The 24,014-nt window shown below is 63.8% G+C and carries 23 protein-coding genes; 9 read left to right on the top strand and 14 right to left on the bottom strand.

What is annotated here, in order from left to right; genetic code table 11:
- Positions 1 to 45: 45 nt before the first annotated feature.
- From IVA75_RS33730 to IVA75_RS33720, 3 genes are read left to right on the top strand one after another with little or no spacing between them, the layout of a single operon-like run.
- Positions 46 to 753, top strand: a complete 708-nt coding sequence (locus IVA75_RS33730) for a CoA transferase subunit A (RefSeq protein WP_007596238.1) — start codon at positions 46 to 48, stop codon at positions 751 to 753.
- A gap of 18 nt (positions 754 to 771) precedes the next feature.
- The gene (locus IVA75_RS33725) at positions 772 to 1,422 is read left to right on the top strand and encodes a CoA transferase subunit B (protein ID WP_027570379.1); all 651 of its coding nucleotides are present in this window, start codon (positions 772 to 774) and stop codon (positions 1,420 to 1,422) included.
- A 22-nt stretch (positions 1,423 to 1,444) separates the two neighbouring features.
- The gene (locus IVA75_RS33720) at positions 1,445 to 2,080 is read left to right on the top strand and encodes a GNAT family N-acetyltransferase (RefSeq protein ID WP_247287624.1); all 636 of its coding nucleotides are present in this window, start codon (positions 1,445 to 1,447) and stop codon (positions 2,078 to 2,080) included.
- A 43-nt stretch (positions 2,081 to 2,123) separates the two neighbouring features.
- Here IVA75_RS33720 and IVA75_RS33715 read toward each other — a convergent pair whose 3' ends face one another.
- From IVA75_RS33715 to IVA75_RS33705, 3 genes are all read right to left on the bottom strand, one after another.
- A complete protein-coding gene (locus IVA75_RS33715) occupies positions 2,124 to 2,999 on the bottom strand; it encodes an SUMF1/EgtB/PvdO family nonheme iron enzyme (RefSeq protein WP_247287626.1) in 876 nt (291 codons plus the stop codon).
- A gap of 50 nt (positions 3,000 to 3,049) precedes the next feature.
- Positions 3,050 to 4,147 (bottom strand): copper-containing nitrite reductase, encoded by a 1,098-nt coding sequence (nirK, locus tag IVA75_RS33710; protein WP_027570382.1) that lies wholly within the window; start codon positions 4,145 to 4,147, stop codon positions 3,050 to 3,052.
- Positions 4,148 to 4,383: 236 nt separating this feature from the next.
- Positions 4,384 to 4,590: a hypothetical protein gene (locus tag IVA75_RS33705; RefSeq protein ID WP_027519965.1), complete on the bottom strand. Its 207-nt coding sequence runs from the start codon at positions 4,588 to 4,590 to the stop codon at positions 4,384 to 4,386.
- Between the two features lie 159 nt (positions 4,591 to 4,749).
- On the opposite strand from IVA75_RS33705, the gene hemN reads away from it, so the two are divergent.
- Entirely contained in the window at positions 4,750 to 6,102 is a 1,353-nt protein-coding gene (gene hemN / locus IVA75_RS33700; RefSeq protein ID WP_247287628.1) for an oxygen-independent coproporphyrinogen III oxidase, read from the top strand.
- Between the two features lie 101 nt (positions 6,103 to 6,203).
- Positions 6,204 to 6,401: a DUF1858 domain-containing protein gene (locus IVA75_RS33695; protein ID WP_007596228.1), complete on the top strand. Its 198-nt coding sequence runs from the start codon at positions 6,204 to 6,206 to the stop codon at positions 6,399 to 6,401.
- An 87-nt stretch (positions 6,402 to 6,488) separates the two neighbouring features.
- Here IVA75_RS33695 and IVA75_RS33690 read toward each other — a convergent pair whose 3' ends face one another.
- A complete protein-coding gene (locus IVA75_RS33690; protein WP_027570385.1) occupies positions 6,489 to 7,199 on the bottom strand; it encodes a Crp/Fnr family transcriptional regulator in 711 nt (236 codons plus the stop codon).
- Positions 7,200 to 7,327: 128 nt separating this feature from the next.
- On the opposite strand from IVA75_RS33690, the gene IVA75_RS33685 reads away from it, so the two are divergent.
- The gene (locus IVA75_RS33685) at positions 7,328 to 8,539 is read left to right on the top strand and encodes an NnrS family protein (RefSeq protein WP_247287629.1); all 1,212 of its coding nucleotides are present in this window, start codon (positions 7,328 to 7,330) and stop codon (positions 8,537 to 8,539) included.
- A gap of 2 nt (positions 8,540 to 8,541) precedes the next feature.
- On the opposite strand, the gene IVA75_RS33680 is transcribed toward IVA75_RS33685, so the two are convergent.
- Entirely contained in the window at positions 8,542 to 9,570 is a 1,029-nt protein-coding gene (locus tag IVA75_RS33680) for an AraC family transcriptional regulator (RefSeq protein ID WP_247287631.1), read from the bottom strand.
- Between the two features lie 203 nt (positions 9,571 to 9,773).
- Here IVA75_RS33680 and IVA75_RS33675 point away from each other — a divergent pair, with 203 nt between their 5' ends.
- Positions 9,774 to 10,394, top strand: coding sequence for a response regulator (locus tag IVA75_RS33675; RefSeq protein WP_247287634.1), 621 nt, complete (start codon positions 9,774 to 9,776; stop codon positions 10,392 to 10,394).
- A 168-nt stretch (positions 10,395 to 10,562) separates the two neighbouring features.
- Entirely contained in the window at positions 10,563 to 12,239 is a 1,677-nt protein-coding gene (locus IVA75_RS33670) for a mucoidy inhibitor MuiA family protein (protein ID WP_247287636.1), read from the top strand.
- A gap of 190 nt (positions 12,240 to 12,429) precedes the next feature.
- Here the strand turns inward: IVA75_RS33670 and IVA75_RS33665 are convergent, their stop codons facing one another.
- From IVA75_RS33665 to IVA75_RS33630, 8 genes are all read right to left on the bottom strand, one after another.
- Positions 12,430 to 13,785 (bottom strand): esterase-like activity of phytase family protein, encoded by a 1,356-nt coding sequence (locus IVA75_RS33665; protein ID WP_247287638.1) that lies wholly within the window; start codon positions 13,783 to 13,785, stop codon positions 12,430 to 12,432.
- A gap of 84 nt (positions 13,786 to 13,869) precedes the next feature.
- Entirely contained in the window at positions 13,870 to 14,316 is a 447-nt protein-coding gene (locus IVA75_RS33660) for a DUF6130 family protein (protein ID WP_247287640.1), read from the bottom strand.
- Positions 14,317 to 14,337: 21 nt separating this feature from the next.
- On the bottom strand, positions 14,338 to 15,342 hold the full coding sequence (locus IVA75_RS33655; RefSeq protein WP_247287642.1) for an alpha/beta hydrolase: 1,005 nt from the start codon (positions 15,340 to 15,342) through the stop codon (positions 14,338 to 14,340).
- 49 nt (positions 15,343 to 15,391) lie between these two features.
- Positions 15,392 to 16,360: an MBL fold metallo-hydrolase gene (locus IVA75_RS33650; protein WP_247287645.1), complete on the bottom strand. Its 969-nt coding sequence runs from the start codon at positions 16,358 to 16,360 to the stop codon at positions 15,392 to 15,394.
- 133 nt (positions 16,361 to 16,493) lie between these two features.
- On the bottom strand, positions 16,494 to 17,390 hold the full coding sequence (locus tag IVA75_RS33645) for a carbohydrate ABC transporter permease (RefSeq protein WP_027519957.1): 897 nt from the start codon (positions 17,388 to 17,390) through the stop codon (positions 16,494 to 16,496).
- A complete protein-coding gene (locus IVA75_RS33640) occupies positions 17,383 to 18,339 on the bottom strand; it encodes a sugar ABC transporter permease (protein WP_027570394.1) in 957 nt (318 codons plus the stop codon). Before IVA75_RS33640 ends, IVA75_RS33645 begins: the two co-directional genes overlap by 8 nt.
- A 136-nt stretch (positions 18,340 to 18,475) precedes the next feature.
- Positions 18,476 to 19,819 (bottom strand): extracellular solute-binding protein, encoded by a 1,344-nt coding sequence (locus IVA75_RS33635; protein WP_247287647.1) that lies wholly within the window; start codon positions 19,817 to 19,819, stop codon positions 18,476 to 18,478.
- Between the two features lie 88 nt (positions 19,820 to 19,907).
- Positions 19,908 to 20,951, bottom strand: coding sequence for a C-terminal binding protein (locus tag IVA75_RS33630; RefSeq protein WP_247287649.1), 1,044 nt, complete (start codon positions 20,949 to 20,951; stop codon positions 19,908 to 19,910).
- Between the two features lie 252 nt (positions 20,952 to 21,203).
- Between IVA75_RS33630 and IVA75_RS33625 the strand changes: the two genes are divergently transcribed.
- Positions 21,204 to 22,889, top strand: a complete 1,686-nt coding sequence (locus tag IVA75_RS33625) for a methyl-accepting chemotaxis protein (RefSeq protein ID WP_247287651.1) — start codon at positions 21,204 to 21,206, stop codon at positions 22,887 to 22,889.
- Between the two features lie 121 nt (positions 22,890 to 23,010).
- Here the strand turns inward: IVA75_RS33625 and IVA75_RS33620 are convergent, their stop codons facing one another.
- Positions 23,011 to 23,988 (bottom strand): tripartite tricarboxylate transporter substrate binding protein, encoded by a 978-nt coding sequence (locus IVA75_RS33620; protein ID WP_247287653.1) that lies wholly within the window; start codon positions 23,986 to 23,988, stop codon positions 23,011 to 23,013.
- Between the last annotated feature and the right edge of the window lie 26 nt (positions 23,989 to 24,014).

Genomic DNA, 24,014 nt, shown 5'->3' with positions numbered 1-24,014 from the left:
AGGCGCGACGCCTGCAAGCCGAAGGTTCACTCGAAGGTTATTTGCATGAACAAGGTCTATCCCGACGCCAAGTCGGCTCTCGAGGGCGTTCTGAAAGACGGCATGATGATCATGTCGGGCGGCTTCGGCCTCTGCGGCATCGCCGAGACGCTGTCGGACGCGATCCGCGACTCCGGCGTCAAGGACCTGACGGTGGTTTCGAACAATGCCGGCGTCGACGGCATTGGCCTCAGCCGCCTGCTCGAAACCCGCCAGATCAAGAAGATGATCTCGTCCTATGTCGGCGAGAACAAGCTGTTTGCCCAGCAATTCCTCGCCGGCGAGCTGGAACTCGAATTCAATCCGCAGGGCACGCTGGCCGAGCGCATTCGCGCGGGCGGCGCCGGCATTCCGGCCTTCTACACCAAGACCGGCGTCGGCACGCTGATCGCCGAAGGCAAGGAAGTGAAGGAATTCGACGGGCAGAAATACCTGATGGAGCGCGGCCTGTTCGCCGACCTCGCCATCGTGCACGCCTGGAAGGGCGACACCGCAGGTAACCTCATCTACCGCAAGACCGCGCGCAACTTTAACCCAATGATGGCGACCGCCGCTAAAGTCACTGTGGCCGAGGTCGAGCATTTGGTTCCGGCCGGCGAACTCGATCCCGACCACATCCACACGCCCGGTCTTTTCGTCAAGCGCATCGTCGAGGTTGGAACGGCCAAGAAGCGCATCGAATTCCGCAACACCCGCCCGCGCACCGCCGCTTAAGCGTATCAGGAGAACCACATGGCCTGGACCCGTGAACAGATGGCTGCGCGCGCCGCGAAGGAATTGCGTGACGGCTACTACGTCAACCTCGGCATCGGCATCCCGACGCTGGTCTCGAACTACATCCCGGACGGCATGGACGTCAGCCTCCAGAGCGAGAACGGCATGCTCGGCATGGGCCCGTTCCCCTATGAGGGTGAAGAGGACGCCGATCTCATCAACGCCGGCAAGCAGACCGTGAGCGAGCTGCCGTCGACCTCGTATTTCTCGAGCGCGGATTCCTTCGGTATGATCCGTGGCGGCCACATGGATCTGTCGATCCTCGGTGCGATGCAGGTGGCCCAGAACGGCGATCTCGCAAACTGGATGATCCCCGGCAAGATGGTCAAGGGCATGGGCGGCGCGATGGATCTCGTCGCCGGCGTCAAGCGCGTGGTCGTTGTGATGGAGCATTCGGCGAAGGACGGTCCAAAGCTCCTGAAGCAGTGCAATTTGCCGCTGACCGGCGAGCGCGTGGTCGACATGGTCGTGACCGATCTGGCCGTCTTCACCATCGACAAGCACGGCAACGGCGGTATGGCGCTGATCGAGCTCGCCGACGGCGTCTCGCTCGACGAGGTCAAGGCCAAGACCGAAGCCGAATTCCGCGTCGCACTGAAGAACACGTAAGGTTTTCGCGAAGGGGGCGCGCATGACGATACGGTCTGCGCGTCCCGAAGACGCCGATTTCATCGCGCAAACCATCCTGTCATCGCAACGCGGCTACCGGCCGCGCGGCTGGTTCGACGTTGCGCTCGGTTTGCCGGAGGCGCAGTGCCGCGAGTTCGTCGCGCGCATCGTGGTCGCGCGCGCGGTGTCGATGTGGCACGTCTCGGAATTTCTGGTCGCCGAGATCGATGACAAGCCTGCGGCTGCCTTGTGTGCGCTACCGGCGGACGGCACGGGACCAGCAGCTTGGCGTGCCATCGAAGAGATCGCTGCCGCGACCGGGCTCGCCCCGCCTGAGCTTGCCGCCATCCGCCAACGTGGCGGCTACACGCGCGCCTGCTGGGTTCAGGGCGGTGAGGGCGATTGGATGATCGAGTATGTCGCGACTGATCCCGCCTATCGTGGTCGCGGTCTCGTGCAGTCGCTGATCGCGCATGCGCTGGAGAAGGGGCGGGCGGCTGGATTTGCCCGGGCGACAATATCGTTCCTGATCGGCAACGAGCCCGCCGAGCGCGCTTATGCCAAGGCCGGCTTTGTCCTTGCCGAGGAGAAGCGCGATCCTGCCTTCGAGGCGATCATCGGTGCGCCGGGCTTTCGCATGTTCGCGCGGGCGATGTGAATTCCCGGCGTCGTGCTGGCGAAGGCCATGACGCTACGATCACTCACGACCTCGCCGCCCACGTCTTGCTCCACCGCGCCGATACGCTGACCCAGGACGTTTCCTCTCGCACCAGGCGGAAGCCGAGATTGGCAGGCGGTACGCCTTGCGCGCAGCCGCCGGCGCGGGCGTCGCGGATGAAATCCGTGACATAGGCGCGGTGGGCACCTTCGGCGACGCGCACGCCGCAGTTCACGGTCGGTTTGCCGGTATTGCCGGCCGCGTCGGTGCGCGAGCGCACGAAGCAGGTCGAGGTCCACTCCCAGACATTGCCGGCGAGATCTTCGATGCCGTGCTCGTTCGAACCGAACTTGCCGAACGGATAGGCGGTCGTGTCGAAGAGGTCGCGCTCGGATTCACGCTCGTAGCGACCGATCCAGCGCTTCGATGGATCTGCTGCGTCCACCGGAAGGCCGTCATCTCTGAATCTGGAGCCGGCCGCAAAAGCCCATTCCGCGTCGCTCGGCAGGCGGTAGCTGTGACCGGTCTTGCGCGAGAGCCAACCCGCATACGCCTCGGCATCGTGCCAGCTCACCTGCACCGCGGGTCGATCGGAGGCGATGGCCACGCCGCGATCAAGCGCGCGGCAAGCTCCCTCCCGCACGCAAATCTGATAGTCGGATGACGAGACCTGATGCCGCATGATGTGCAGCGGCCTCTCGAAGCGCATCGCGCGCAGCGGCGCTTCCGCTTGCTGTCCGGCGCGCGTGAAATCGCCGGCCTCGCGATAGGACAGGCTGCCTGGCGCGACCCTGACGATGGCGGGCTCCGTCGCGGTGCCGTGCGTCCCGATGTCCGATACCAGCGGCGCCACCGCGATCGGCCCCGCGAGCCCGGCGGCGCAGGCGAGTAGCAGCTTCAGCTTGAATGCGATCAGCATGGTCGTTCCCCAAGAAAAAGGGGCCGGTCATCACCGGCCCCTCGTCGCGTCTAGTTGGTGTTGGGGGGCGGGATATCGGCAGGAGCCTTCACCTGCGTCATCAGATCGTCGTTCCATTTGCCTTCGACCTTGAAGTGCGCGGTGGCGCCGAGGTCGGCGGCCTCGATCAGATTGTGCGTGACATAGGCGTAGATGCCGGGCTGCATGAACTTGTACAGCGCAGCGCCCGCCGAGCCGCCGCGGATGAACCAGGTCTCGAGCCCCGTCTCCGGCGCGTTGGAGAACTTGCCGGTCTCCCAGACATAATCGCCATGGCCGCCGATCAGATGCGGACGGCTGTCGCGGTTGGCCTGCGAATGCACGATCAGCACGTTCTCGCCGACATTGGCGGTCAGCGCATTCTTGCCGGTGAGCGCGCCGACCTTGCCGTTGAACACCACATGGGAGGGGATCAGCTTCTTCATCACCTCTTCGGTGTCGGTGAAGGCTTCGCCCGGCGATTCATAGGATTTGAAATTGCCCTTGTCGTCGCGTGGCACGTACATGTCCTGCTCGCCGACATAATAGACCTTGTCGTATTTCAGTGCGTGGCCCTTTCCGTCGTTGAGGCCGTCGCGCGGCAGCACCATCACGGCGCCGTTCATGCCGGAGACGACGTGCCAGGGGATCATCGGGCCGCCCGGTGCGCAATGGTAGACGAACACGCCGGTCTTGGTCGCCTTCCAGCGCAAGACGACCTGCTCGCCGGGATTGACCAGCGTGAGCGCACCGCCGCCGAGCGCACCGGTCGCGGAATGGAAGTCGATGTTGTGCGGCATGGAGTTGGATGCGGGATTGACCAGCGTCGTTTCGACGTAGTCGCCCTCGTGCACGACCATCATCGGACCCGGCATCGAGCCGTTGAAGGTCATCGCCTGGAAGGTGGTTCCCTTCTCGTCGATGACGACTTTCTTCTCCTCGATCGTGAGCGTGAATTCCACGATCTTGGGGCCCTGCTTGGTCGCTTGCTCATGCGCGTGCACGAACGGCGGAGCGACCAGCTCGACCTTCTGGCGCGGCAGTTTGAGATCGTCGGCAGCCAAGGCGGGTGTCGCCAGCATCAAGGCGGTGGCGGCGGCGCTGATCAATGCGGCTCGGCGGGTGAACATCGGAAGCATCCTTCATCTGAAATGGTCTTGATGACGGAATGCAGTGTGCGCCGATCGCGGCAACCGTGTTTGTGCTGCAACAAGCTTTTGCCGTATTCGCCTCCGGTAAAATCCTTAGGAGTTTGTCGAAGATCGCATCGGCGATACCAAAGACGCGATGGCGCCCGACGTCAGTCGCCTCGGCCGCAAATCGTTCGCATGTTCAGCTGCGTTTGTTGCGAATGGATTGTTGTCGGCTAGAGCAACTGGATCGCAATCCAGACCGTGCCCCAGACCGCGAGCGACAGCGCGGCGAGAACGGCGGCCGTGATGACCATTACGCGTACCAGGTGGCTGGCGCCAACGGTGGGCGTCGTGGGAACGGGACGAAAATCGTCGAAGCGCGGGATATGGCCGCGAACGCCGGTGAGCCACAGAACGAGATCGAGCGCGAACGACGCCATAACCTATCTCCAGAGGGCAATAATCAAATGTCACCATGGCGCCGATCCCGTGCTCGGACTTTGAGCGAGCGCAAGGTAGCGCACCGGAAAATGGGTAATTTCGTGCCATCCGGGATGCGCCGCCCCGCTGCGCAGCATTGATTGACGAATGGGTAAGATATGAGGGCCGATCTTGCGGCGAGCTACGGCGAAGAACGACTGCCGCGCTACACGAGCTACCCGACCGCGCCGCATTTCTCGCCGGCGATCGGCGAGGGCGCCTACGCCCGGTGGCTGGCGGAGCTCCCGGCGGCGGCCAGCGCGTCGCTTTATCTGCACGTGCCGTTCTGCCGCGAGATGTGCTGGTATTGCGGCTGCCATACCCAGATCGTTCGTCGAGACGGTCTCATCGCGGCCTATCTGCGTACGCTGCGCAGCGAGATCGCGCAGGTGTCCGAGACGATCGGCCGGCGCATCAAGGTCGAGCACATCCATTTCGGTGGCGGCACCCCGACGATCATGGCGCCGGAGGCTTTTGCCGAGTTGATGGCGGCGATGCGCCAAGCCTTCTTCGTGCTGCCGTCGGCCGAGATTGCGGTTGAGATCGATCCCCGCACGCTGACGGCCGCCATGGTCGAGGCCATGCGGCTCTCCGGGGTCAATCGCGCGAGCCTGGGCGTGCAGAGCTTCGACCCTGTCGTGCAGCGCGCGATCAACCGTGTGCAGAGTTTTGAACAGACGGCTTCCGTCGTCGACATGCTCCAGCGCGCCGGCATCAACGGGATCAACTTCGATTTGATCTACGGACTGCCGCACCAGAACGTTGCCTCGTGCCTGGATACGGTGCGACGTTCGCTCGAGCTTGGGCCCGACCGCTTCTCGGTGTTCGGCTACGCGCATGTGCCTGCTTTCAAGAAGCACCAGCGCATGATCAACGAGGCCGTGCTGCCCGACGGCCTTGCGCGCCACGACCAGGCCTGCGCGATCGCCAATGCGTTGAAGGAGGCCGGTTATGTGCAGATCGGGCTCGATCATTTCGCGCGGCCGGACGATTCCATGGCTGTGGCCTTCGAGCAACGCACGCTGCGGCGCAATTTTCAGGGCTACACCACCGACAAGGGCGAAGTCCTGCTCGGCTTCGGCGCGAGCGCGATCGGACATTTGCCGCAGGGCTATGTCCAGAACGAGGTCCAGATCGGCGCATATGCGCAGAGCATCGCCGCGGGTCATTTGGCCACCGCTAAAGGCTATGGGCTCACCGAAGACGACCGGCTGCGCGCCGACATCATCGAACGCATCATGTGCGAGTTCAGCGCCGATCTCGGCGATATCTGCGCGCGTCATGGCGCAGAGGCCGGGGCAATGCTGAAATCGGCATCGCGTCTGAAGCCGCTGATCTCCGACGGCGTCGTGAGACTGGACGGCGACCGCATCGCAGTCGCAAAGGACTCGCGCTTTCTCGTGCGCAGCGTCGCAGCCGCGTTCGACGCGCATCTGGATCCCGCGAAGCAGTTGCACAGCCGGGCGGTGTGAGATCACCTTACCGTCATGCCGGAATGACGGGCCAGCTTGCGCTTCGACAAAGAGACTCGCGCCCGCTCCGCTATCGTGGTTTCGGAACGGAGTTGTTGTCCATGCCTTTTGGATCCGACGATCTGGTCGATGACATCATGCGCACGGCGCCGCACACGATCCGCGTGTTTCTCGCCTTCAGGATGGCTTGCGTTGGCTGTCCGATCGCAACCTTCCACACGGTCGATGACGCCTGCCGCGAGCATGGCATCGATCGCGACAAATTCCTCGCCGCGCTGTGCGACCGCGTGCCGGCGTGAACCGGTCTGGAATTCGCGCGGGCCGCGTGCGGATTCCCGGGTGAGGGGCGCTTTCGCCGTAAGCGGAAGCACCCTTCACCCCTGGCTTCACGCCGCGCCGCTGTCGGGGCTCCGCTCCGCGAGCACGACGATCCCATGCGGATCGCGTAGGATGATGCGCTGACGGCCGCTCTCGACCAGTCCCTGCTGTTCCCAGCCGCTCAGGATGCGGCTCACGGTGTGCAGCGTGGTGCCGGTCATCTGCGCGATGTCCTGGCGGCTGATCGGGAAATCGATCTCGATGCCGTGGTCGAGCTTCTTGCCGGATTGTTTGGCGAGGCGCAGCAGCGCATGAGCGACACGCTGCTCGACCTGCTGGGTCGACATTTCCAGGATCCGGGTGTGGCTCTCCTGGAGCCGCGTGCCGACGGTCTGGAGCGTGTTGGCGGCAAGCGAGGGAAATCGCTCGACCAGTCGTGGCCATGCCGAGGTCGGCCAGATCAGGGCGACGCTGTCGTCGACCGCGATCGCCGTGGCCGGATAGCGCGCGGCGCCGATCGCCATCGCGAGACCGAACGTTTCGCCCGGCGCGACATAGCGCACCACGATCTGCTCGCCGGTCGGTGTGGTCTTGGCCGCACGAACATGGCCGTGCAGCAGCAGAAAGAAGGATTGCGCGTCCGCGCCCTGCTCAAAAATGGCGCTGTTCTTGGGATAGCGCACTGAGCGGGCCTCGCGCAGGATCTCCTCGAGGTCCTCCGGTTTGACACCCCCAAACAGCGGCAAATGCGCAACCAGCGATGTGTCGACCTTGGCCATTCTGCCTCCTTGGCGCTGGAAGTGTGATGACACCTGCAATCGTCAGGGTGTTTGCGATAGCTCAAAAACGACCCGGCCGGACGGCAGTATTTTTCCAAGCGACGATTTGAATCGACTGGAGTTGACCCATGGCTGGCGTCCGATCCCGCAACTTTGAGGGCTGGCCGCTGTTTGCGAACAGCTTTCGGCCCTTTTTCCTGCTTGCCGCCATCCAGGCAGGGCTTTCGATCCTGGCATGGCTGCCGATGTTCTATGGCGAATTGTCGGTGAGCTCCGCTTTCGCGCCGCGCGACTGGCACGTCCATGAGATGCTCTACGGCTTCCTGCCGGCGGTGATCACGGGATTCCTGTTCACGGCGATCCCGAACTGGACCGGGCGGCTGCCGATCCAGGGGACGTCCTTGGCCGCGCTGGTGGCGGTCTGGCTCGCCGGTCGGGTCGCGGTGACGCTGTCTGCCGATATCGGCTGGGCGTTTGCGCTTGCCGTCGATGCCGCCTTCCTGACGCTGGTCGTCGCTGCTGCAACGCGCGAGATCATCGCCGGCGGCAACTGGCGCAACCTTCCTGTGGTGGTGCTGGTGCTCGTGTTGCTCGCAGGCAATGTCGCCTTCCATCTCGAAGCGCATTACGCGGGTGCGGCCGATGTCGGCATCCGCGTCGGCATCGGCGTGGTCGTTGTGATGATCTCGCTGATCGGCGGCCGCATCATCCCGAGTTTCACCCGAAACTGGCTAGTTAAGTTCAACCCCGGCCGCCTGCCGGTGCCGTTCGGGCGTTTTGACAGTGTGGTGATCGGGTGCAGCGCAATTGCGATCATCGCGTGGATCGTCGCGCCCTTGAGTACGGTTACCGGGGCGGTGATGGCGCTGGTGGGTGTGCTGCACCTGGTGCGGCTTGCGCGCTGGGCCGGTGATCGCACCTTCCGCGAGCGGTTGCTCCTGATTCTCCATGTCGGCTATGTCTTCGTGCCGCTTGGCTTCCTCCTGCATGCTTTTGCCGTCTTCGGCGCGGTGCCGCCGAGCGCGGGTATCCACGCCTGGATGGCGGGAGCGGCCGGAACCATGACGCTCGCGGTGATGACCCGTGCGAGTCTCGGCCATACCGGACAGGCGCTGACGGCGTCGCCGGCGACACAAGCCATCTATGCCGCGATCATCGTCGCGGCGCTGGCGCGGGTCGCGGCGGTGGTTTGGCCGGCGCACAGCGATGCGTTGCTGCACCTTGCCGCGTGCGGCTGGATCGTTGCGTTCCTCGGCTTTGCCATCGCGTTCGGTCCGCTGCTCGCCGGCAGCCGTCGCCGCGCTCTCGCCATCATGGGCGTGCCCGTCGCGGCACGCTGAATTCAAGCCGCGGTCGCCGCGGTCCGTGATTCCAATGGCCGGACGCCTTTGCGCCATGCGGTGATGGTGCAGCCGAAATGGCCGCGGAACCAGCGGGCCATGGCGCTCTGTGCGGAGAAGCCGAGCTGCACGGCGATGTCGGCCAGCGGTCGGCCGGGGTCCTCGATCAGCTGGACCGCGAGATCGGCGCGCTGCGCGTCGAGGATGGCCGAGAAGCTGGTGCCGGCTTCGGCGAGATGGCGGTGGATGGTGCGGCGGGTGCAGGCGAGGTGCTCGGCGACGCGCTCAACCGTGCAGTCGCCGCCGGCGAGCAGGAGACGGACGACCTCGTCGACCTTCTCCTCCCAGCTTGCCGGCCGCGTCTCGATCGCCTCGATCCGCTTGCGCAGATAGCTCGCGATCAGCGGATGCGCGCTCGGGATCCGGCGCTCCATGTCGTGTGCCGACAACAGGATCGAATCGTCCTCCGCATTGAAGGTCACACGGCAGCCGTAGAACTCGCGGTAGCGCTTGCGGTCGAGCGGCGGTGGGTAGTGCAGGTGAACTTCCTGCGGCCGCCAATCGCTGCCGAACAGCGACTGGATGATGCGGTGGACGCTGCCGAGCGCCATGTCGATCGACTGGCGCGGCGCGGTCGGCTGTCGGCCGCGCAGGTGCAGCGTGACGGTGACGGTCTGCTTGTCGCGGGTGACATCCAGCTTCATGCCGTCGTGATGGATCGGGATGAAGCGCGAGAAGGCTTCGATGGCTTCACCAACGGTCGCCTGTTCGCGCACGATCAGGCCGACTGCGCCGAAATTGGTCAGCCCGCCGCGCTCGGCAAGCCGCAAGCCGAAATCTTCGGCTCCGGACGCCTCTGCCGACAATTCGAGCAGGCGGCGCAGGCCGGTGACGGCAATGGGCGTATCGGGCTTGTCGAGGCAGGCCAGCGGCAGCCTGACCTTGCGCATCATTTGTTTGGGGTCGAGCCCGACCGACCGGGCGACCTCCGGGTAATAGCTCAAGCCTGCGCTACGAATGAGGTCGGTCATGCGACCCGTTCCTGTCAGCCATCCCCGCAGATGTCCCGAAATGTAAAGTTTACGTCCCGATCCGTCAAATCCGGGAACCGGGTGGAACATACATAAGTGAAACCGAAGCACGGGCGTGAATGCCGTGCATATGACGGCGCGGCGCGACGAGGCCCCGCTGCTGTCTCGGACCATTTGACCAAAGACATTGCTGGATCGGAATTATGCCGGGGAACATGCTTTCCAAGGGTGAGGTATTCGTCATCGACACCGATGCCGCCTCCCGCGAACAATTGTCCACCGCTCTCCAACAGAGCGCATACAACGTGATCTGCTTCGCCGACGGCGCGTCTCTGCTCTCGGAGGCCAAGGCGCGGATGCCGGCCTGCGTGCTGCTGGAGATGCCGCCCGATCGCTCCGGTCTCGACGTGCTCAAGCGCCTGCGCGAGGAAAACTGCATGGCGCCGGTGTTGGTGACCGCGACAAACGGCAGCATCGCCATGGCGGTTCATGCCATCAGGAGCGGCGCGGCCGACTTCATCGAGAAGCCGTTCCGCACCCGCGACATCGTCGACCGGATCGATGCCGCCATCGACGAGTTCGCGCAGCCCGGCTCCAGCCGGCAGCGCTGGCTGCCCGGCTGCGAACCCCTGATCGCGCGAGAGGGCGACGTGCTCGAGCATCTCGCCGCCGGCCTGACCAACAAGGAGATCGCTCGGCGCATGCATCTGAGCGCACGCACGGTCGAAGGCTATCGCGCCGGCATTCTGAGGAAGGCGGGCGCCAAGAACGTCACCGATCTGCTCCGCCGCATCTTCGGGCAGGGTTCGTCCGTTCAGGATTAAGGGCTCCGTCGCGGGCTGACGACACGTTCCGGGCCTTGCTGCCGCCGCGGCGGCGCCCCACGGAAACCCTAATCGAACCAGTTCCTTCCCTGCCGCGTCCAACCATGTTGGCGAGGCATTGGATCGCGCGTCCGGCTGGCGGCGGCGATGACTTGGAGGAGGGATTTGATGCGCATCACCGCAAGATGTTTGGCGACGACGAGCCTGGTTCTGGTGACCACGGCATTCGCGTCGTCGTCATGGGCCGCCGAATTGGGCGCCACGTCGGCCATCGATACCGTCACCGTTTACCCCGATGGCGCGACCGTAACCCGCGTCATCGCGGTGGACCTGCCGTCTGGCGATTCGACGCTCGTTGCCAAGGACTTCCCGCTTGGTCTCGACACCTCCTCGATCCGGGTGGAGGGTGAGGGGGGAGCGAAGCTCACCATCGGCACGATCGATGCGCGAACGCCGCGTGCGGCGCCGGTCAATTTGCCGGAGCTGGACAAGCGCATCGAGGCACTGAACGACCAGCGCGCCGACCTGCAAGGCGCGATCGACTCGGCCAATGCGCGGCGCAAATTCGCGGAGCATTTTGCGGAAGCCTCTCCTGCCGGCATCGGCGACAAGGGCGAGGCGCGGCCGATTGCCGAATGGCGCACGGCCTTTGCCACCGTCGGCGAGGAAATTGCCAGCGCCGATACCGCCGTTCGCGACGCCACGCGCAAGATGCGCGAGATCGATCGGCAGATCGCCCAGCTCGAAGTCGAGCGCAAGGCCAAGCCGCCGAACAAGCTCGAAGTCCGCATGGATATCGCCGCGCCGGCAGCAACCAAGGCGACGTTGAGGGTCACCTACAATGTGCGCAATGCGCGCTGGCTGCCGCTCTACGACGCCCGGCTCGACACCGGCGCGAAGGATCGCAAACCGCAGCTCGAGCTTGTCCGCCGCGCCGAGGTCACGCAATCCACCGGCGAGGACTGGTCGAACGTCGCGCTCGGCGTCTCCACGGTCCGCATCGGCCGCGGCGGCAGCGCGCCGGAGCTGAATTCGCTGGTCGCGCAATATCCGCAGGTGCCGAGGCCGCGGGCGCTGGGCTCAGTTTCGGATTCGGCAATGCCTGCAGCGGCGCCAATGCCGCAGCGAAAGATGGAAATATCGGCGGCCAAGGCGGCCGACGATATCCGCGAGCGCGCCGAAGAACAGCAGGCGGTCGCCGAAATCGGCGACTTCCAGGCCACCTACAAAATTCCCGGCCGCGTCAGCCTCGGCGCCGCCGAGGGCGCCAAGAGCCTGCGCATCGCCTCGATGACCGTGGCCGCCGATCTCATGGTGCGCGCGGCACCGGTGATGGACCCCACCGCCTTCCTCGAAGCCAGCTTCAAGCAGACCGACGACACGAGCCTGTTGCCGGGCAAGGTCGCAATCTATCGCGACGGGACTTTCGTCGGCCGCGGCAAGCTCTCGGCTTCGGCCAAGGACGATATCGTGCGGCTCGGCTTCGGCGCCGACGACAAGGTCAGGATCGAGCGCGCGGTGCTCAAGCGCAACGAAGGGTCGGCAGGCCTCCTGGTCACGACGTCGAAAACCGACGAGCGATCGTTCAAGACGACGATCCGCAACGGCCACGACTTCCCGATCAAAGTCGCGATCGAGGATCAGTTGCCGGTCAGCGAGAACGAGGACATCCTCGTCGAGATGTTGCCTGCGACCACGCCGCCGACCGCAAGCAACATTCGCGACCGGCGCGGTGTGCTGGAGTGGTCGTTCGACGCCAAGCCCGGCGAGGTCAAGGACATCAATTTCGCCTGGCGCATTCGCTGGCCGAAGGACCAGAGCATGGTGATCGTGCCGGCGGGCTGATGGGCGGCGCCGAAGTGCGATGCTGTCTTAGCTCGCGCTCGCTCACTCCCTGTCATGCCCCGCCTAGTGCGCAGTTGCGCACGGGGGCGGGGCATCCGGTACGCCGCGGCGTCACGATCTAATCGCTGGCGCCGCGGATTACTGGATCGCCCGGTCGAGCCGGGCGATGACCGTGTTGAAAGAGCATAGCTCACTTCGCCTTCAGGAAGTCCGCGACGTCGAGCAGCATGAACTCGTCGTCGTCGGCCTTGTTGGGATCGCGGCTGGACGAGAACGGCAGATTGTTGTCGTTGCCGACGATGATGTGGGTTTCGTCGACACGATCGACGTTCTCGATGGTGAAGAACGGGAAGGTGTAGACGCCGTCATTGAGCGGCTTCTTCGCCTTCTTGTCGGGATCCCTGATCTTCAGGAGGTCGATGTAGCCGATCTTGCGCACGGGCTTGCCGACATTGGCCTCGGTGAGCTCGATCTTGTAGACGCGCTTGAACTTCGCCACGTCTGGGAAGCAGTTCTCGCCGCGGCTGCCTTGCGGGCAGGCCTTGTCGGGCGTGCCTTCGCCGTTGTCGCGCTCGATGATCAGGCCGCTCGTCGGGTCGATCATGTTGAAGTCGCCGATGGCGTTGCCGTTCTGCTCGAACACATATTGCCAGTAGCGGCCGGTGAACTTTTCCGCGGCGACGTCGAATTCGAGGATGCGCGAGGCTTCCTTGCCGTCGACCTTCTCCCAGTCCTTCTTCTCGGCATCCCAGAGCGGCCCCTCGAGCAGGCCGTAGAGAAACTTGCCGTCTTTCGAGGAAGCGAAGCCCTCATAACCCTTGGAGCGTCGGAGGTTGACGTTGCTGTAGGTCGCACCCGGCGCGCCCGGGGTCGCCACCGCCCAATGATCCGGCGAGCGCACCGGCTTGCCGTCGGCGACCGTCTCGAACAGCCCGAGAATCTTGCCGGTCTTGTCGGCCTTCAGGATGTAGGGGCCGAACTCGTCGCCGATCCAGAAGGTGTCGCCGATGATCTGAAAACCTTCGGTGTCGAAGTCGGAGCCGGTGAGGTAACGCTTCTCGGTGTCTTCATGCACGATGCGGAACGGCACGCGTCTGTCGGGATCGTGCAGGAACACGGTCTCCAGCCGCTCGATCTTGCCGCCGGCCCAATCCATCCTGTAGCGGTTGAGGTACAGCATCGAATCCGGCGAATTGGCGCGCGCGCCCATGCCGTTGTCGGTGATGACCCAGAAAGTGCCGTCCCCGATCGACTTGATACCGGAATGGCCCTGCAGCGGCTGGCCCTGGAACGGCAGCGACACGCCGGTCGCCCGCTCATAGGACTTGCCCATCACCGTGCCGAGCGCGTCGACCCGCTTCCCGGTGGTGTATTTGCCGGATGTCTTGAGATCGGCCGGGGCATCAGCCGGCGCATCGATGAACGTGGCGGCTGGCATTACCACGTGGCCGGCGAGCTTGGCAGGGAATTCGCCTTCGCTCTGCGCGAGCGCGGAGCTCGCGGTAAGAATGATCGTTGCGACGGTGCCAAGAAAAGTCGCGCGCATGAGCGTCTCCTGTTAACGGAGGACGTCTTATGCGGGCCGCGCATTGCAGTTTTGTGAAACCGGGCCGACGGCTGCGGCCGACGGTTATTTTTTTAGGGGTGTTGGAATCTCGAAACTGACGGTCTTGCTGTCGATCACGTGATGCGTGGGATCGGCCAGCTCCAGCAGGACCTTGTGGGAGCCGGGCTTCAGTCCGACCACGATCACGGTCTCGCCGCTGGCATCGACAAAATGCCACGGCGCATCGTCGACCGTGATATGGACGTGGCCGATGCGCGGCGATACGTCGAGCGCGCCTTTGCCAAACACCGGCACGACGCGGAGATTCTCCGTGGTGTACTGGATGAAGACGAGACCCTGCGCCAACTGTTCGGCGAGCGGCGGATCGACAATCAGCCGCGCAGGCACCTCGTTTTCGATCGCGACCAGCGGCGATGGGCCGCGCACGTCTCTGGCGGTTTGGGCGGCGACGGCTGCTGCGAACAAGGTGGAGGCTGCCAGAACGGCCACGCAGTCGAGAGCGGCATACATGTCCGTTTCCTTCCGGGATGATCAGGCGATCTTGCGGGAGAGGAAGTTGCGAATTAACGGGACCATTTCGTCGAACTTGTCCTCGAGCGCGAAATGGCCGGTGTTGATGAGGTGAAATTCTACCTGGGGCAGGTCGCGTTTGTAGGGATGGGCGCCATCGGCCGGGAAGATGAAATCGTTCTTGCCCCAGACGATCAGGGTCGGCGGCTTGTGCTTGCGGAAGTAGGCCTGCACCGCGGGATACAGCGGCAAATTGGTCCGATAGTCGTAGAACAGGTCCATCTGGATTTCGCTGTTGCCAGGACGGTCGAGCAGCGCCTGATCCTGCACCCAGTTGTCGGGTGAAATCCGGCTGACGTCGGACATGCCGTCGGTGTACTGGAATTTCGTCGTTTCCAGCGTTACCAGCTTCATCAATGCCTGCCGACTGGCATCGGATCCGTCGGCCCAGTATTGCTTGATCGGATTCCAGAACTCCTTCAGCCCTTCGTCATAGGCGTTGCCGTTCTGCACGATCAGGCCGCTGATGCGCTCTGGATTTTTGAGCGCCAGGCGCCAGCCGACGGGAGCGCCGTAGTCCATGACGTACATCGCGTAGCGGGTGACGCCGAGCTGGTCGAGCAGGCCGCCGACAAGCTCGCCGAAACGGTCGAACGTGTACTTGAATGTCGCGCGCGGTGGCATCTCGCTCTGGCCATATCCGGGATAGTCGGGAGCGATCACGTGGTACTTGTCGGCCAGTGCCGGGATCAGGTTGCGGAACATGTGCGAGGAGGTCGGGAAGCCGTGCAGCAACAGCACAACCGGCGCGTCCTTCGGACCCGCCTCGCGATAGAAGATCTTGATCCCGTCGACGGTCTTGGTTCGATGATAGGTGACCGGATAGGCACCGGCGGTGTGTTCGTCGCGCTCCGGCTTCGCGGACGCTGCCGTCGAAGCAACTGCGACAGCCGCTCCGGACAACCCAAGAACGAGACGCCGACGATCGAGGAGCGATGGCTTGCGTGTGGTCTCTGCGGTTTTCATATTAATTTCCTTTCAAAACGATGAGTTCGCCGACGGCCGCGAGGGTTTTTCAAACGCCCTGGTAGACCAGTCTGGTGAAGAAGCCGGGATCGATCACGAATTGCCCCCATATCGCGTCGAACGCCGCTGTCGGCTTCGCCGCAACGGTTTCATCGCGCGTTCGTCCCTGCTTCTTGAGGCGGGCGACGTTGTCGCGGATCCCGACGAGCATGTCGCGAAAGGCCTGGAATTCGACTTTGTTTCCGACCGGCTTGCCATGCCCGGCGATGACGATCGTGTCCTTGTCCATCGCCGCGAGATTGGCGTCGCATGCAGCGATCATCCCGTCGATGCTGCCCCCGGTCGAATAGTCGATGAACGGATAGATGCCGTTCCAGAACATGTCGGCGACGTGAACGATGTTGGCTTCTGCGAAAGTGACGGAGATGTCGCTGTCGGTGTGCGCGGGCCCGTAATACTTCAGGCCGATCGAGGTTCCGTTGAGCTTAAGCTCGCGGCTGTCGGCAAAGACTTCACTGGGGATACCGCCCGCGCCGAGCGGAAGGAAATTGTAGTCCCAGTCCTCGACCCGCTGCACTTCGGCAAGGTGTTTGCGGGTGTTTTCCTGCGCAATGATCTTCGCGCCGGCTGCATGCAGCCATTCGTTGCCATCGGCATGATCGAAATGCCAGTGGGTGTTGACGAGATGGGTGACGGGATCGGCGCCGAGATCAGCCAGCGCTTTGGTGAGTTGCGGACGTGAGACGCGGATCCCCGCATCGATCAGCACTTTGCCGTCGGGCCCGGTCAGCACGGCAATGTTGCCGCCGGAGCCTTCCAGCACGGTGATGTTGTTTCGGAGCTTGTGCGTGACAATCGGCGATACTGCAGCGCTGTCCTTGATCAGGCTGACGATGCCTCGCGCCTCTGCGTAGGCTTCCCTAGGGCTAAGCCATCCCGAAGCGGCGGCGGTCGCGGCGCCGACGCAACACAGGCAGAAACCGCGTCGAGATAATGATGGGAGCTTTGGCGAACGCATGCAATTTTCGCTTTCTCGAGCGACAATCGACGGCGCCAATGATCGACCCCGCTGTCAGGATGGAGCGTGGGACCAAGGCAGCATGCGGTCTATCACGATAGCACGATCGGCTGCGCTTGCGCGCAGCCACGAATTACTCCTTTACCGCGCCCGTCAGCGACGACACGTAGTAATCCACGAACAGCGAGTAGAAGATCGCAACCGGCAGCGAGCCGAGCAGAGATCCCGCCATCAGCGCCCCCCATTGGTAGACGTCGCCGGTGACGAGCTCGGTCAGGATCGCGACCGGCACCGTCTTGTTGGCGCCGCTCTGGATGAAGGCGAGCGCGTAGATGAACTCGTTCCAGGACAGCGTGAAGGAGAAGATGCCGGCCGAGATCAGGCCGGGCACCGCCAGTGGCAGCGTGATCCGGCGTAGGATCTGGAGCCTAGTGGCGCCGTCCACCAGCGCGCATTCCTCTAGCTCGTAGGGGATCGACTTGAAATAGCCGATCAGGAGCCAGGTGCAGAACGGCACCAGGAAGGTCGGGTAGACCAGGATCAGTGCCAGCGGTGAATCGAACAAGCCGAACTGGACGACCACGGTTGCGAGCGGAATGAACAGGATCGACGGCGGCACGAGATAGGCAAGATAGATGCCGAGGCCGACATAGGGACTGCCGCGGAAGCGCAGGCGCTCGATCGCGTAGGCGGCCAGCGTGCTCGCGATCAGCGACAGCGTGGTCGCGCCGACCGCAACCAGCATCGTCGTCCATAGCCAGCGCGGATAGGCGGTATTGAACAAGAGGTGCTTGATGTGCGCCAACGTCGGCGAGGAGATCCAGAACGGGTTGTGCTCCTTGTAGTTCATCAGCTCTGCGTTCGGCTTGAACGACGTGATCGCCATCCAGTAGAACGGAAACAGGAGGATCAGCACGAAGCACCCGAGCGGCAGGTAGATCATCATCAGCCGCCGCAGCCCGGAATCCCAGGCCATGGTGTCCGGCGGTGTGGTGGCGACGGCGGCCGGCTGGGCGGTGGTATCAGTCATTGCTCTCTCCCTGCTGCCATTTGCGGCGCGCCAGGCCGAAATAAGAGAACAGCGTTGCGAACACGAGGAACGGGATCATCGACACCGCGATCGCCGCGCCCTCGCCGAGCTCGCCACCGGCAATGCCGCGCTGGAAGGCCAGCGTTGCCAGCAAATGGGTCGAGTTGCCGGGGCCGCCACGGGTGATGGCGTAGACCAGCTGGAAGTCGGTGAAAGTGAAGATGATCGAGAAGGTCATGACGATGGCGAGGATCGGCATCATCATCGGGAAGGTGATGTAGCGGAAGCGCTGCCAGGCGCTGGCGCCATCCAGCATCGCCGCCTCGTAGAGCGAGGGAGAGATGGTCTGCAGGCCCGCCAGCAGCGAGATCGCGACGAAGGGAATGCCGCGCCAGATGTTGGCGGCGATCAGCGAGAAGCGCGCCGGCCAGGGCGAGCCGAGGAAGTCGATATTGGTGGTGCGCCAGTGCAGCACGTCGACCAGAAGGTAGGAGATGATCGAGAATTGCGGATCGTAGATCCACCAGAACGCCAGTGCCGAGAGCACCGTCGGCACGATCCATGGCATCAGGATGATCGCACGCAACAGGCTCTTGAACGGAAAATGGTTGTTGAGCAGCAGTGCCAGCCAGAAGCCGAGCGCGAACTTTCCGAAGGTCGCGATCCCCGTGTAGACCACGCTGTAGAACACCGCGTTCCACCACAGGGAATCGGTGAGCAGATACTGGAAATTCTCGAAACCGACGAAGACGCCTTTTCTGCCGATCGTCGTATCGGTGAAGGCGAGCCAGATGCCAAGACCCAGCGGATAGGTCAGGAACACCGTAAGCAGCCCGATCGCGGGTGCGAGGCACATCACGATCAGGAACGGCTTGTAGTCGAACAGGCGCACCAGCCAGGAGGGCTGCCGTCTTGCGAGGGCGAGAGTGGGAAGTGTGGTCACGGACATCGGGTCGTTGTCCTGTCTGTGAAAGTCTCCATGCCCGTCATTGCGAGGAGCGAAGCGACGAAGCAATCCAGGCCGTAACGGCGGAGACAGGCTGGATTGCTTCGCTTCGCTCGCAATGACGCGCTTCTGTCCAGCGTTACTTCTGCCGCCGGAAGTACCGCTTGCAGCGCTGCTCGGCTTCTGCGGCCGCGGCTTCTGGTGTGGCAGCGCCGGTCGCGACGGATGCGAACATCTGGATCAGCACGTAGTCGGCGCTGACGGCACCGGTCGCGGTCGAGATCGGACCCGCATAGCCGTCGTAATAGGTGCTGTTCATCGTGTCCTTGAACAGCTTCACCTTGGGGTCCTGCGACCACACGGCGGCCTCGGCATAGGCGGCCAGCGGCTGGGACCAGTAGCCGGAATTGGCGTTGAGCCAAGGCTCGTATTGGTCCTTTTCCAGCATGTATTGCAGGAAGGCCTTTGCGGCGTTGGGGTACTGGCTGTGCTTGAACACCATGGCGTTCAGCGTCAGGCCCGCCATCGGCGAGACCTTGGCCAAGCCCTTCGGCAGCAACTGATGCTCGCTGTCGTCGGCGATCGCCTTGGTCGCCGGATCGTTCTTCAGCGAGAAATACAGCGAGACGCCGTTCGCGGTCAGCGCGATCTCCTGCGCCGCGTAGGCGCGGTTGTTGCTGACGTCATTCCAGGACGTCGTGCCGGCGATGAAGGTCGGGTAGAGCTGCTTGACCCAGTTCAGCGCGGCGATGGTCTCTTTGCTGTTGATGATGACGTTGCCCTCTTCGTCGAGCAGGGCTGCGTTGTGCGACCATAGCGCCCAGCTTGCGAACCCGTTGCCGTCCCCCTTGGCATTGCCGAGGGCGAAGCCCGCCGGCTTGCCGGCCTTCTGGAGCTTCTGGCACAGGTCGAGGATTCCGGCATGGTCTTCCGGCACCTTGTCGAAGCCGACCGATTTCAGGATCGACTTGCGGTAGATCAGGGGACCCGCAGTGGCTCCGAACGGCAGCCCGATCCAAATGGGGCTCTTGTTCTTCTTGCCGTAGCGCTGCGCCAGCGGCAGCCAGCCGCCGTACCGTTTGCCGAGATAATCGGCGACGTCGGTCAGCTCGACCAGCTTGTCGACATAGATGTGCGGCGCATCGGAGAAGCCGATGATGATGTCGGGACCGGCGCCGGAATTCGAGGTCACCGCGGTCTGCTGGTTGATGTCCTCCCAGCCGACGAAATCGACCTTGACCTCGACGCCCGTTTCCTTGGTGAATTTTGCCGCATTGGCGCGGAACACATCCTCGTCGGCCTGGACGAAGCGGACCGGTCGCAGCATGCGCAGGGATGCGCCTTTCTCGATCGGCAGTTTCGGTGTGGGGACGTCCGCGGCCTTGATCGCGGATTGGGCATTCGCCGGAGCACCGGTTGCCGCGATTGCCGCAGCGGACAGGCCCAGCGCCAAGGCATCACGACGTGTGATGTCGTTCCTCATCGGTTCCTCCGTATGTGTTTCCCTTCCCGGCGTTGATCGCCGGTGAAGGGTCTTTCCGGTTGCCGGCGCGCCTTCGCGGCCGTCCCGCCTAGCTGTTCGGGCCGCGGTCCATGCTGACAGGCTGCCAGCGGCGGAGCGCGGTGTCTTGCAGCACCGACGGATTGACGCAGCTTACCGGCCACATGCCCTGAAGCACCAGTGACAATTCGTAGCCCACCCGGCGCTTGCGCGCCTCGTCAAACCGTGCCGAGGCGGAGGCGACATGGGCGGTCAGGGTCACATTCTCCATGCTGAGGATGGGGTTGTTGTGCGAGGGCGGCTCCTTCTCCAGCACATCGAGGGCGGCATGGGCGATCCAGCCCTCCTGAAGCGCCTTGATCAGGCTTTCCTCGTCCACGGTGGCGCCGCGGCCTGTGTTGATGAAGACCGAGCCCTTCTTCATCTGCCGGAAGTGCTTCTCGGTGAGCATGTGATGCACCTCGGGCCGGGCGGGGGCGTGCATCGAGAGGAAGTCGGATTGCGACAACACCTCGTTCAGCGTCGCCGGAATCACGCCGTGGTCGGACATCAGCGTTTCCTGGATGAAGGGATCGTAGGCCATCATCCGCAGGCCGAACGGAGCTGCGCGTTTCGCAACTGCACGCGCGACGCGGCCGAACGAGATGAAGCCGAGCGTCTGGCCCATCAGCCGCGGAATCTTCGACAACGCCGGCCGGCCCTCGGCCCAGCGGCCGCTGCGCACCATCCGGTCCTGCTCGACCAGCCGGCGGAAGCCCGAGAGCAGCAGCATCATAGCGTGGTCGGCGACCTCCTCGATGAAGGTGTCGGGGATGTTGGTGACGGGAATGCCGCGCGCGGTTGCGGCCTTGATGTCGACGCTGTCGACGCCGACCGAGCCGAGCGTAATGACCTTGCAGCTCTCCAGCGCATCGATGATGGTCTTGGTGATCGGAATGCCCTTGGCGTAGATGGCGTCCGCTGTCTTCGCGACGGCGATGAACCCGGCCTCGTCGGCCGGCGCCTCGACGATCTCGGCGTCGATCGGATCGAGCGCCTCACGCTCGTAGGAATAATCGCTGCTCGCGACCGTGAAGCTCGCGCCCTTCGGCGTCACGATCCTGTATTTCGGCATGTCCTGCTCCCGATTTGGTTTCTTGTTGTGACCCGGCCTTCGCGCGGGCCTTTGCGTCTTTTACGCGAAATCTGGGACGTCGCGTACAATTCCAGGTTGTCGTTGAGGCGATTTATACGACTGCTTCGACGTCTTCTCCGGGCTTTTACGGGGCGCCCCGTAACAGCTTGCTAAGGGGTCACCCCCTAAAAGTTAATTTGATTTCGATCGATTCACTCGCGCGTCCTTATCCCTTCGTTGCCGGAGCATCCCGTGAAATTGAGCAATATGAAGATCGCCCCCAAGCTCGGCATCCTTGTCGGCGTCACCTTGTTCGGCTTGTGCATTTCCGGGGTCCTCTCCGGGTACCTGATGAAGCAGGAAATGGTGAACGCGCGCATCGAGCAGGCCAAGGCCATCGTCGACATGGGCCGCAACTATGCGGTGGCGCTGAAGAAGCGGGTGGATGCGGGCGAGATGACGAAGGACGCCGCGATGGCTGATCTTCGTCGCTACGGCAACGCGATGACCTATGACAAAGGCGCTGGTTATCTCTTCGGAACGTCCTATGACGGTATCACGCAGCTGGCGCCAGATCCGAAGCAGATCGGCAGCAACCGCATGGAAGTTCTGACCAATGGCCGCAAACTGTCTTGGGAGCTGATGAACGGCGCGAAGGCCAACGGTTCGATCCTTTTGACCTATGAATACGCGAAACCGGGCCAGGAAGGCTTGATCCGGAAGATGGGCTACGCGGTGGCGGTCCCCGAACTCGAGATGTATCTCGGCACCGGCGCCTATCTCGACGACATCGACGCAAAGATGGGCCCGGTCTACTGGCTGCTCGGTCTCGCCATGTTCGGCATCGTCATCGTCGCCGGAAGCGTCGCCTGGCTGCTCGGCCGCAGCATCAGCGGTCCGCTGGTTCTGCTCGGCGCCCGCATGAAGGATCTCGCCGAGGGCAAGCTCGAGGGTGACATTCCCGGCGTCGGCCGTGGCGACGAGGTCGGCGCGATGGCGTCGACCGTCCAGATATTCAAGGACAACGCACTGCGCATCCGCGACCTCGAGAAGACCGAAGCCGACGCGAAGGATCGTGTCGCGGCGGAACGTCGCAGCGCGATGGAGGGCATCGCCAGCGACTTCGAACGCAGCGTCAACGGCATCGTCCGCTCGGTCTCCTCGGCCGCGACGGGCATGCAAGCCACGGCGCAATCGATGACCGCGACCGCCAGCGACGCCTCTTCGCGTGCGGCGACCGTCGGCGCGGCCTCGCAGAGAGCGTCTGGCAATGTCGGCACGGTTGCCGCCGCTGCCGAAGAGCTGTCGAGCTCGGTTGCGGAAATCTCCCGCCAGGTCACCCGCTCGACCGAAGTGGCGAGCCGCGCCGTCAACGACGCCGAGCGCACCAATGCCACGGTGCAGGAGCTCTCCACCGGCGCCGAGAAGATCGGCGAGGTGGTCAAGTTGATCCACTCGATCGCGGCACAGACCAATCTGCTGGCGCTGAACGCCACCATCGAGGCGGCGCGTGCCGGTGAGTCCGGCCGCGGCTTCGCGGTTGTCGCTTCCGAGGTCAAAGCGCTCGCCAACCAGACCGCCAAGGCGACCGAGGAAATCTCCGCCCAGGTCGCGGCGATGCAGACCTCGACCAGCGATGCGGTCGCCGCGATCGGCGGCATCACCCAGACCATCGCCGAGATGAGCGAGATCACCGCGGGCATTTCCGCGTCGATCGAGCAGCAGGGCGAGGCGACCCGCGAGATCGCGCGCAACATTCAGTCGGTCGCGGCCGGATCGAACGAGATCAACGCCAATATCGGCAGCGTCACCTCGGCCGCGGAAGCCACCGGCACGGCGGCAAGCGACGTGCTCAACAACGCCCGCGAGCTCGACAGCCAGTCCGGCGCGCTGCGCAGCGCAGTCGACGGCTTCCTCGCCAAGATGCGCGCGGCGTAAGTTCTTGCACTGAATGCGTAGGGTGGGCAAAGACGCGAAGCGTCGTGCCCACCTTTTCTTTTTGAGTTCGCGGTAACTTCTCGGTGGGCACGCTTCGCTTTGCCCACCCTACGAGACCGCACTACTGCTTCTCGATTCCCGCCTCGCGGATCAGCTTCTCCCACAACACCAGCTGTTCGTTCACGAACGTGCCGAGCTGCTCCGGCGTGCCCGAAAACGCGTCCATGCCGAGGGTGGCGAGCTGGGCCTTGATCTCCGGCTTCTCGACGATCTTCCGGATCTCGGCGTTGAGCCGCGTCACGATCTCCTTGGGCATGCCGGCGGGGCCGAAATAGCCCTGCCACGACGAGATGTCGAAGTCCGGCACGCCGGCCTCCTGCATCGAGGGCAGGTTCGGCACCAGCGACGAGCGGTCCTTTGTCGTGACGGCGAGCGCGCGTAGCGCATTGCCCTGGACATGCGGCAGGCCGGTCAGGATGTCCACGAACATCATCGAGACGCGGCCGCCCATGACGTCGTTGAGCGCGGGCGGCGAGCTCTTGTAGGGCACGTGCAGGAGGTCGAGCCCGGCATTGTGCGCGAACGTCGCGCCAGAGACGATCGCCGAGGACGAGCCCGAGGCATAGCTCAGCTTGCCCGGATTGGCCTTGCCGTAGGCGATGAGCTCGCCGACGGTCTTGGCCGGCACCTCCGGGTGGATCACCAGCATGAAGGGCAGGTCGCCGGTGCGCGCGATCGGGGTGAAGTCCTTGACCGGATCATAGGTCAGGCTTTTGAGCAGATAGGGATTGGCCGAATGCGTTGTGTTGGTGGTCACCAGCAGCGTGTAGCCGTCGGGCGCGGCGCGCGCGACATAGGTCGCGGCGATCATGCCGTTGGCGCCCGCCTTGTTCTCGATGACGATGCCGACGCCGAGTGCCTGCGACAAATGCTGCGAGATCAGCCGCGTCGTGGTGTCGGTGCCGCTGCCGGCCGCGAACGGCAGCACCAGCGTGATGTTGCGGCTCGGATAATTGTCGGCCTGCGCAGCGGATGCGGCGGCGAGACAAAGGGAGGCCGTGCCGATGGCACGCAGGTTTCGGATCAACGCTGAAAGCATGTCGGTTCGTTCCCTCTTTTTTCGTT

The sequence above is a fragment of the Bradyrhizobium sp. 134 genome, assembly GCF_023074155.1.
Classification (GTDB): Bacteria; Pseudomonadota; Alphaproteobacteria; order Rhizobiales; family Xanthobacteraceae; genus Bradyrhizobium.
Note: the sequence above shows the minus strand (reverse complement) of the source record. Positions and strands in the feature narration are given on the sequence as shown.

Excerpts from the sequence above, each read along its gene's own strand:
- IVA75_RS33655 (WP_247287642.1), bottom strand. The coding sequence starts at position 15,342 with ATGAAAACCGCAGAGACCACACGCAAGCCATCGCTCCTCGATCGTCGG.
- IVA75_RS33705 (WP_027519965.1), bottom strand. The coding sequence starts at position 4,590 with ATGGCGTCGTTCGCGCTCGATCTCGTTCTGTGGCTCACCGGCGTTCGC.
- IVA75_RS33695 (WP_007596228.1), top strand. The coding sequence starts at position 6,204 with ATGCCTTTTGGATCCGACGATCTGGTCGATGACATCATGCGCACGGCG.
- IVA75_RS33670 (WP_247287636.1), top strand. The coding sequence starts at position 10,563 with ATGCGCATCACCGCAAGATGTTTGGCGACGACGAGCCTGGTTCTGGTG.
- IVA75_RS33690 (WP_027570385.1), bottom strand. The coding sequence starts at position 7,199 with ATGGCCAAGGTCGACACATCGCTGGTTGCGCATTTGCCGCTGTTTGGG.
- nirK (WP_027570382.1), bottom strand. The coding sequence starts at position 4,147 with ATGTTCACCCGCCGAGCCGCATTGATCAGCGCCGCCGCCACCGCCTTG.
- IVA75_RS33665 (WP_247287638.1), bottom strand. The coding sequence starts at position 13,785 with ATGCGCGCGACTTTTCTTGGCACCGTCGCAACGATCATTCTTACCGCG.
- IVA75_RS33725 (WP_027570379.1), top strand. The coding sequence starts at position 772 with ATGGCCTGGACCCGTGAACAGATGGCTGCGCGCGCCGCGAAGGAATTG.
- IVA75_RS33620 (WP_247287653.1), bottom strand. The coding sequence starts at position 23,988 with ATGCTTTCAGCGTTGATCCGAAACCTGCGTGCCATCGGCACGGCCTCC.
- IVA75_RS33720 (WP_247287624.1), top strand. The coding sequence starts at position 1,445 with ATGACGATACGGTCTGCGCGTCCCGAAGACGCCGATTTCATCGCGCAA.
- IVA75_RS33660 (WP_247287640.1), bottom strand. The coding sequence starts at position 14,316 with ATGTATGCCGCTCTCGACTGCGTGGCCGTTCTGGCAGCCTCCACCTTG.
- IVA75_RS33645 (WP_027519957.1), bottom strand. The coding sequence starts at position 17,390 with ATGACTGATACCACCGCCCAGCCGGCCGCCGTCGCCACCACACCGCCG.
- IVA75_RS33635 (WP_247287647.1), bottom strand. The coding sequence starts at position 19,819 with ATGAGGAACGACATCACACGTCGTGATGCCTTGGCGCTGGGCCTGTCC.
- IVA75_RS33640 (WP_027570394.1), bottom strand. The coding sequence starts at position 18,339 with ATGTCCGTGACCACACTTCCCACTCTCGCCCTCGCAAGACGGCAGCCC.
- IVA75_RS33650 (WP_247287645.1), bottom strand. The coding sequence starts at position 16,360 with ATGCGTTCGCCAAAGCTCCCATCATTATCTCGACGCGGTTTCTGCCTG.
- IVA75_RS33730 (WP_007596238.1), top strand. The coding sequence starts at position 46 with ATGAACAAGGTCTATCCCGACGCCAAGTCGGCTCTCGAGGGCGTTCTG.
- IVA75_RS33715 (WP_247287626.1), bottom strand. The coding sequence starts at position 2,999 with ATGCTGATCGCATTCAAGCTGAAGCTGCTACTCGCCTGCGCCGCCGGG.
- IVA75_RS33680 (WP_247287631.1), bottom strand. The coding sequence starts at position 9,570 with ATGACCGACCTCATTCGTAGCGCAGGCTTGAGCTATTACCCGGAGGTC.
- hemN (WP_247287628.1), top strand. The coding sequence starts at position 4,750 with ATGAGGGCCGATCTTGCGGCGAGCTACGGCGAAGAACGACTGCCGCGC.
- IVA75_RS33675 (WP_247287634.1), top strand. The coding sequence starts at position 9,774 with ATGCCGGGGAACATGCTTTCCAAGGGTGAGGTATTCGTCATCGACACC.
- IVA75_RS33630 (WP_247287649.1), bottom strand. The coding sequence starts at position 20,951 with ATGCCGAAATACAGGATCGTGACGCCGAAGGGCGCGAGCTTCACGGTC.
- IVA75_RS33685 (WP_247287629.1), top strand. The coding sequence starts at position 7,328 with ATGGCTGGCGTCCGATCCCGCAACTTTGAGGGCTGGCCGCTGTTTGCG.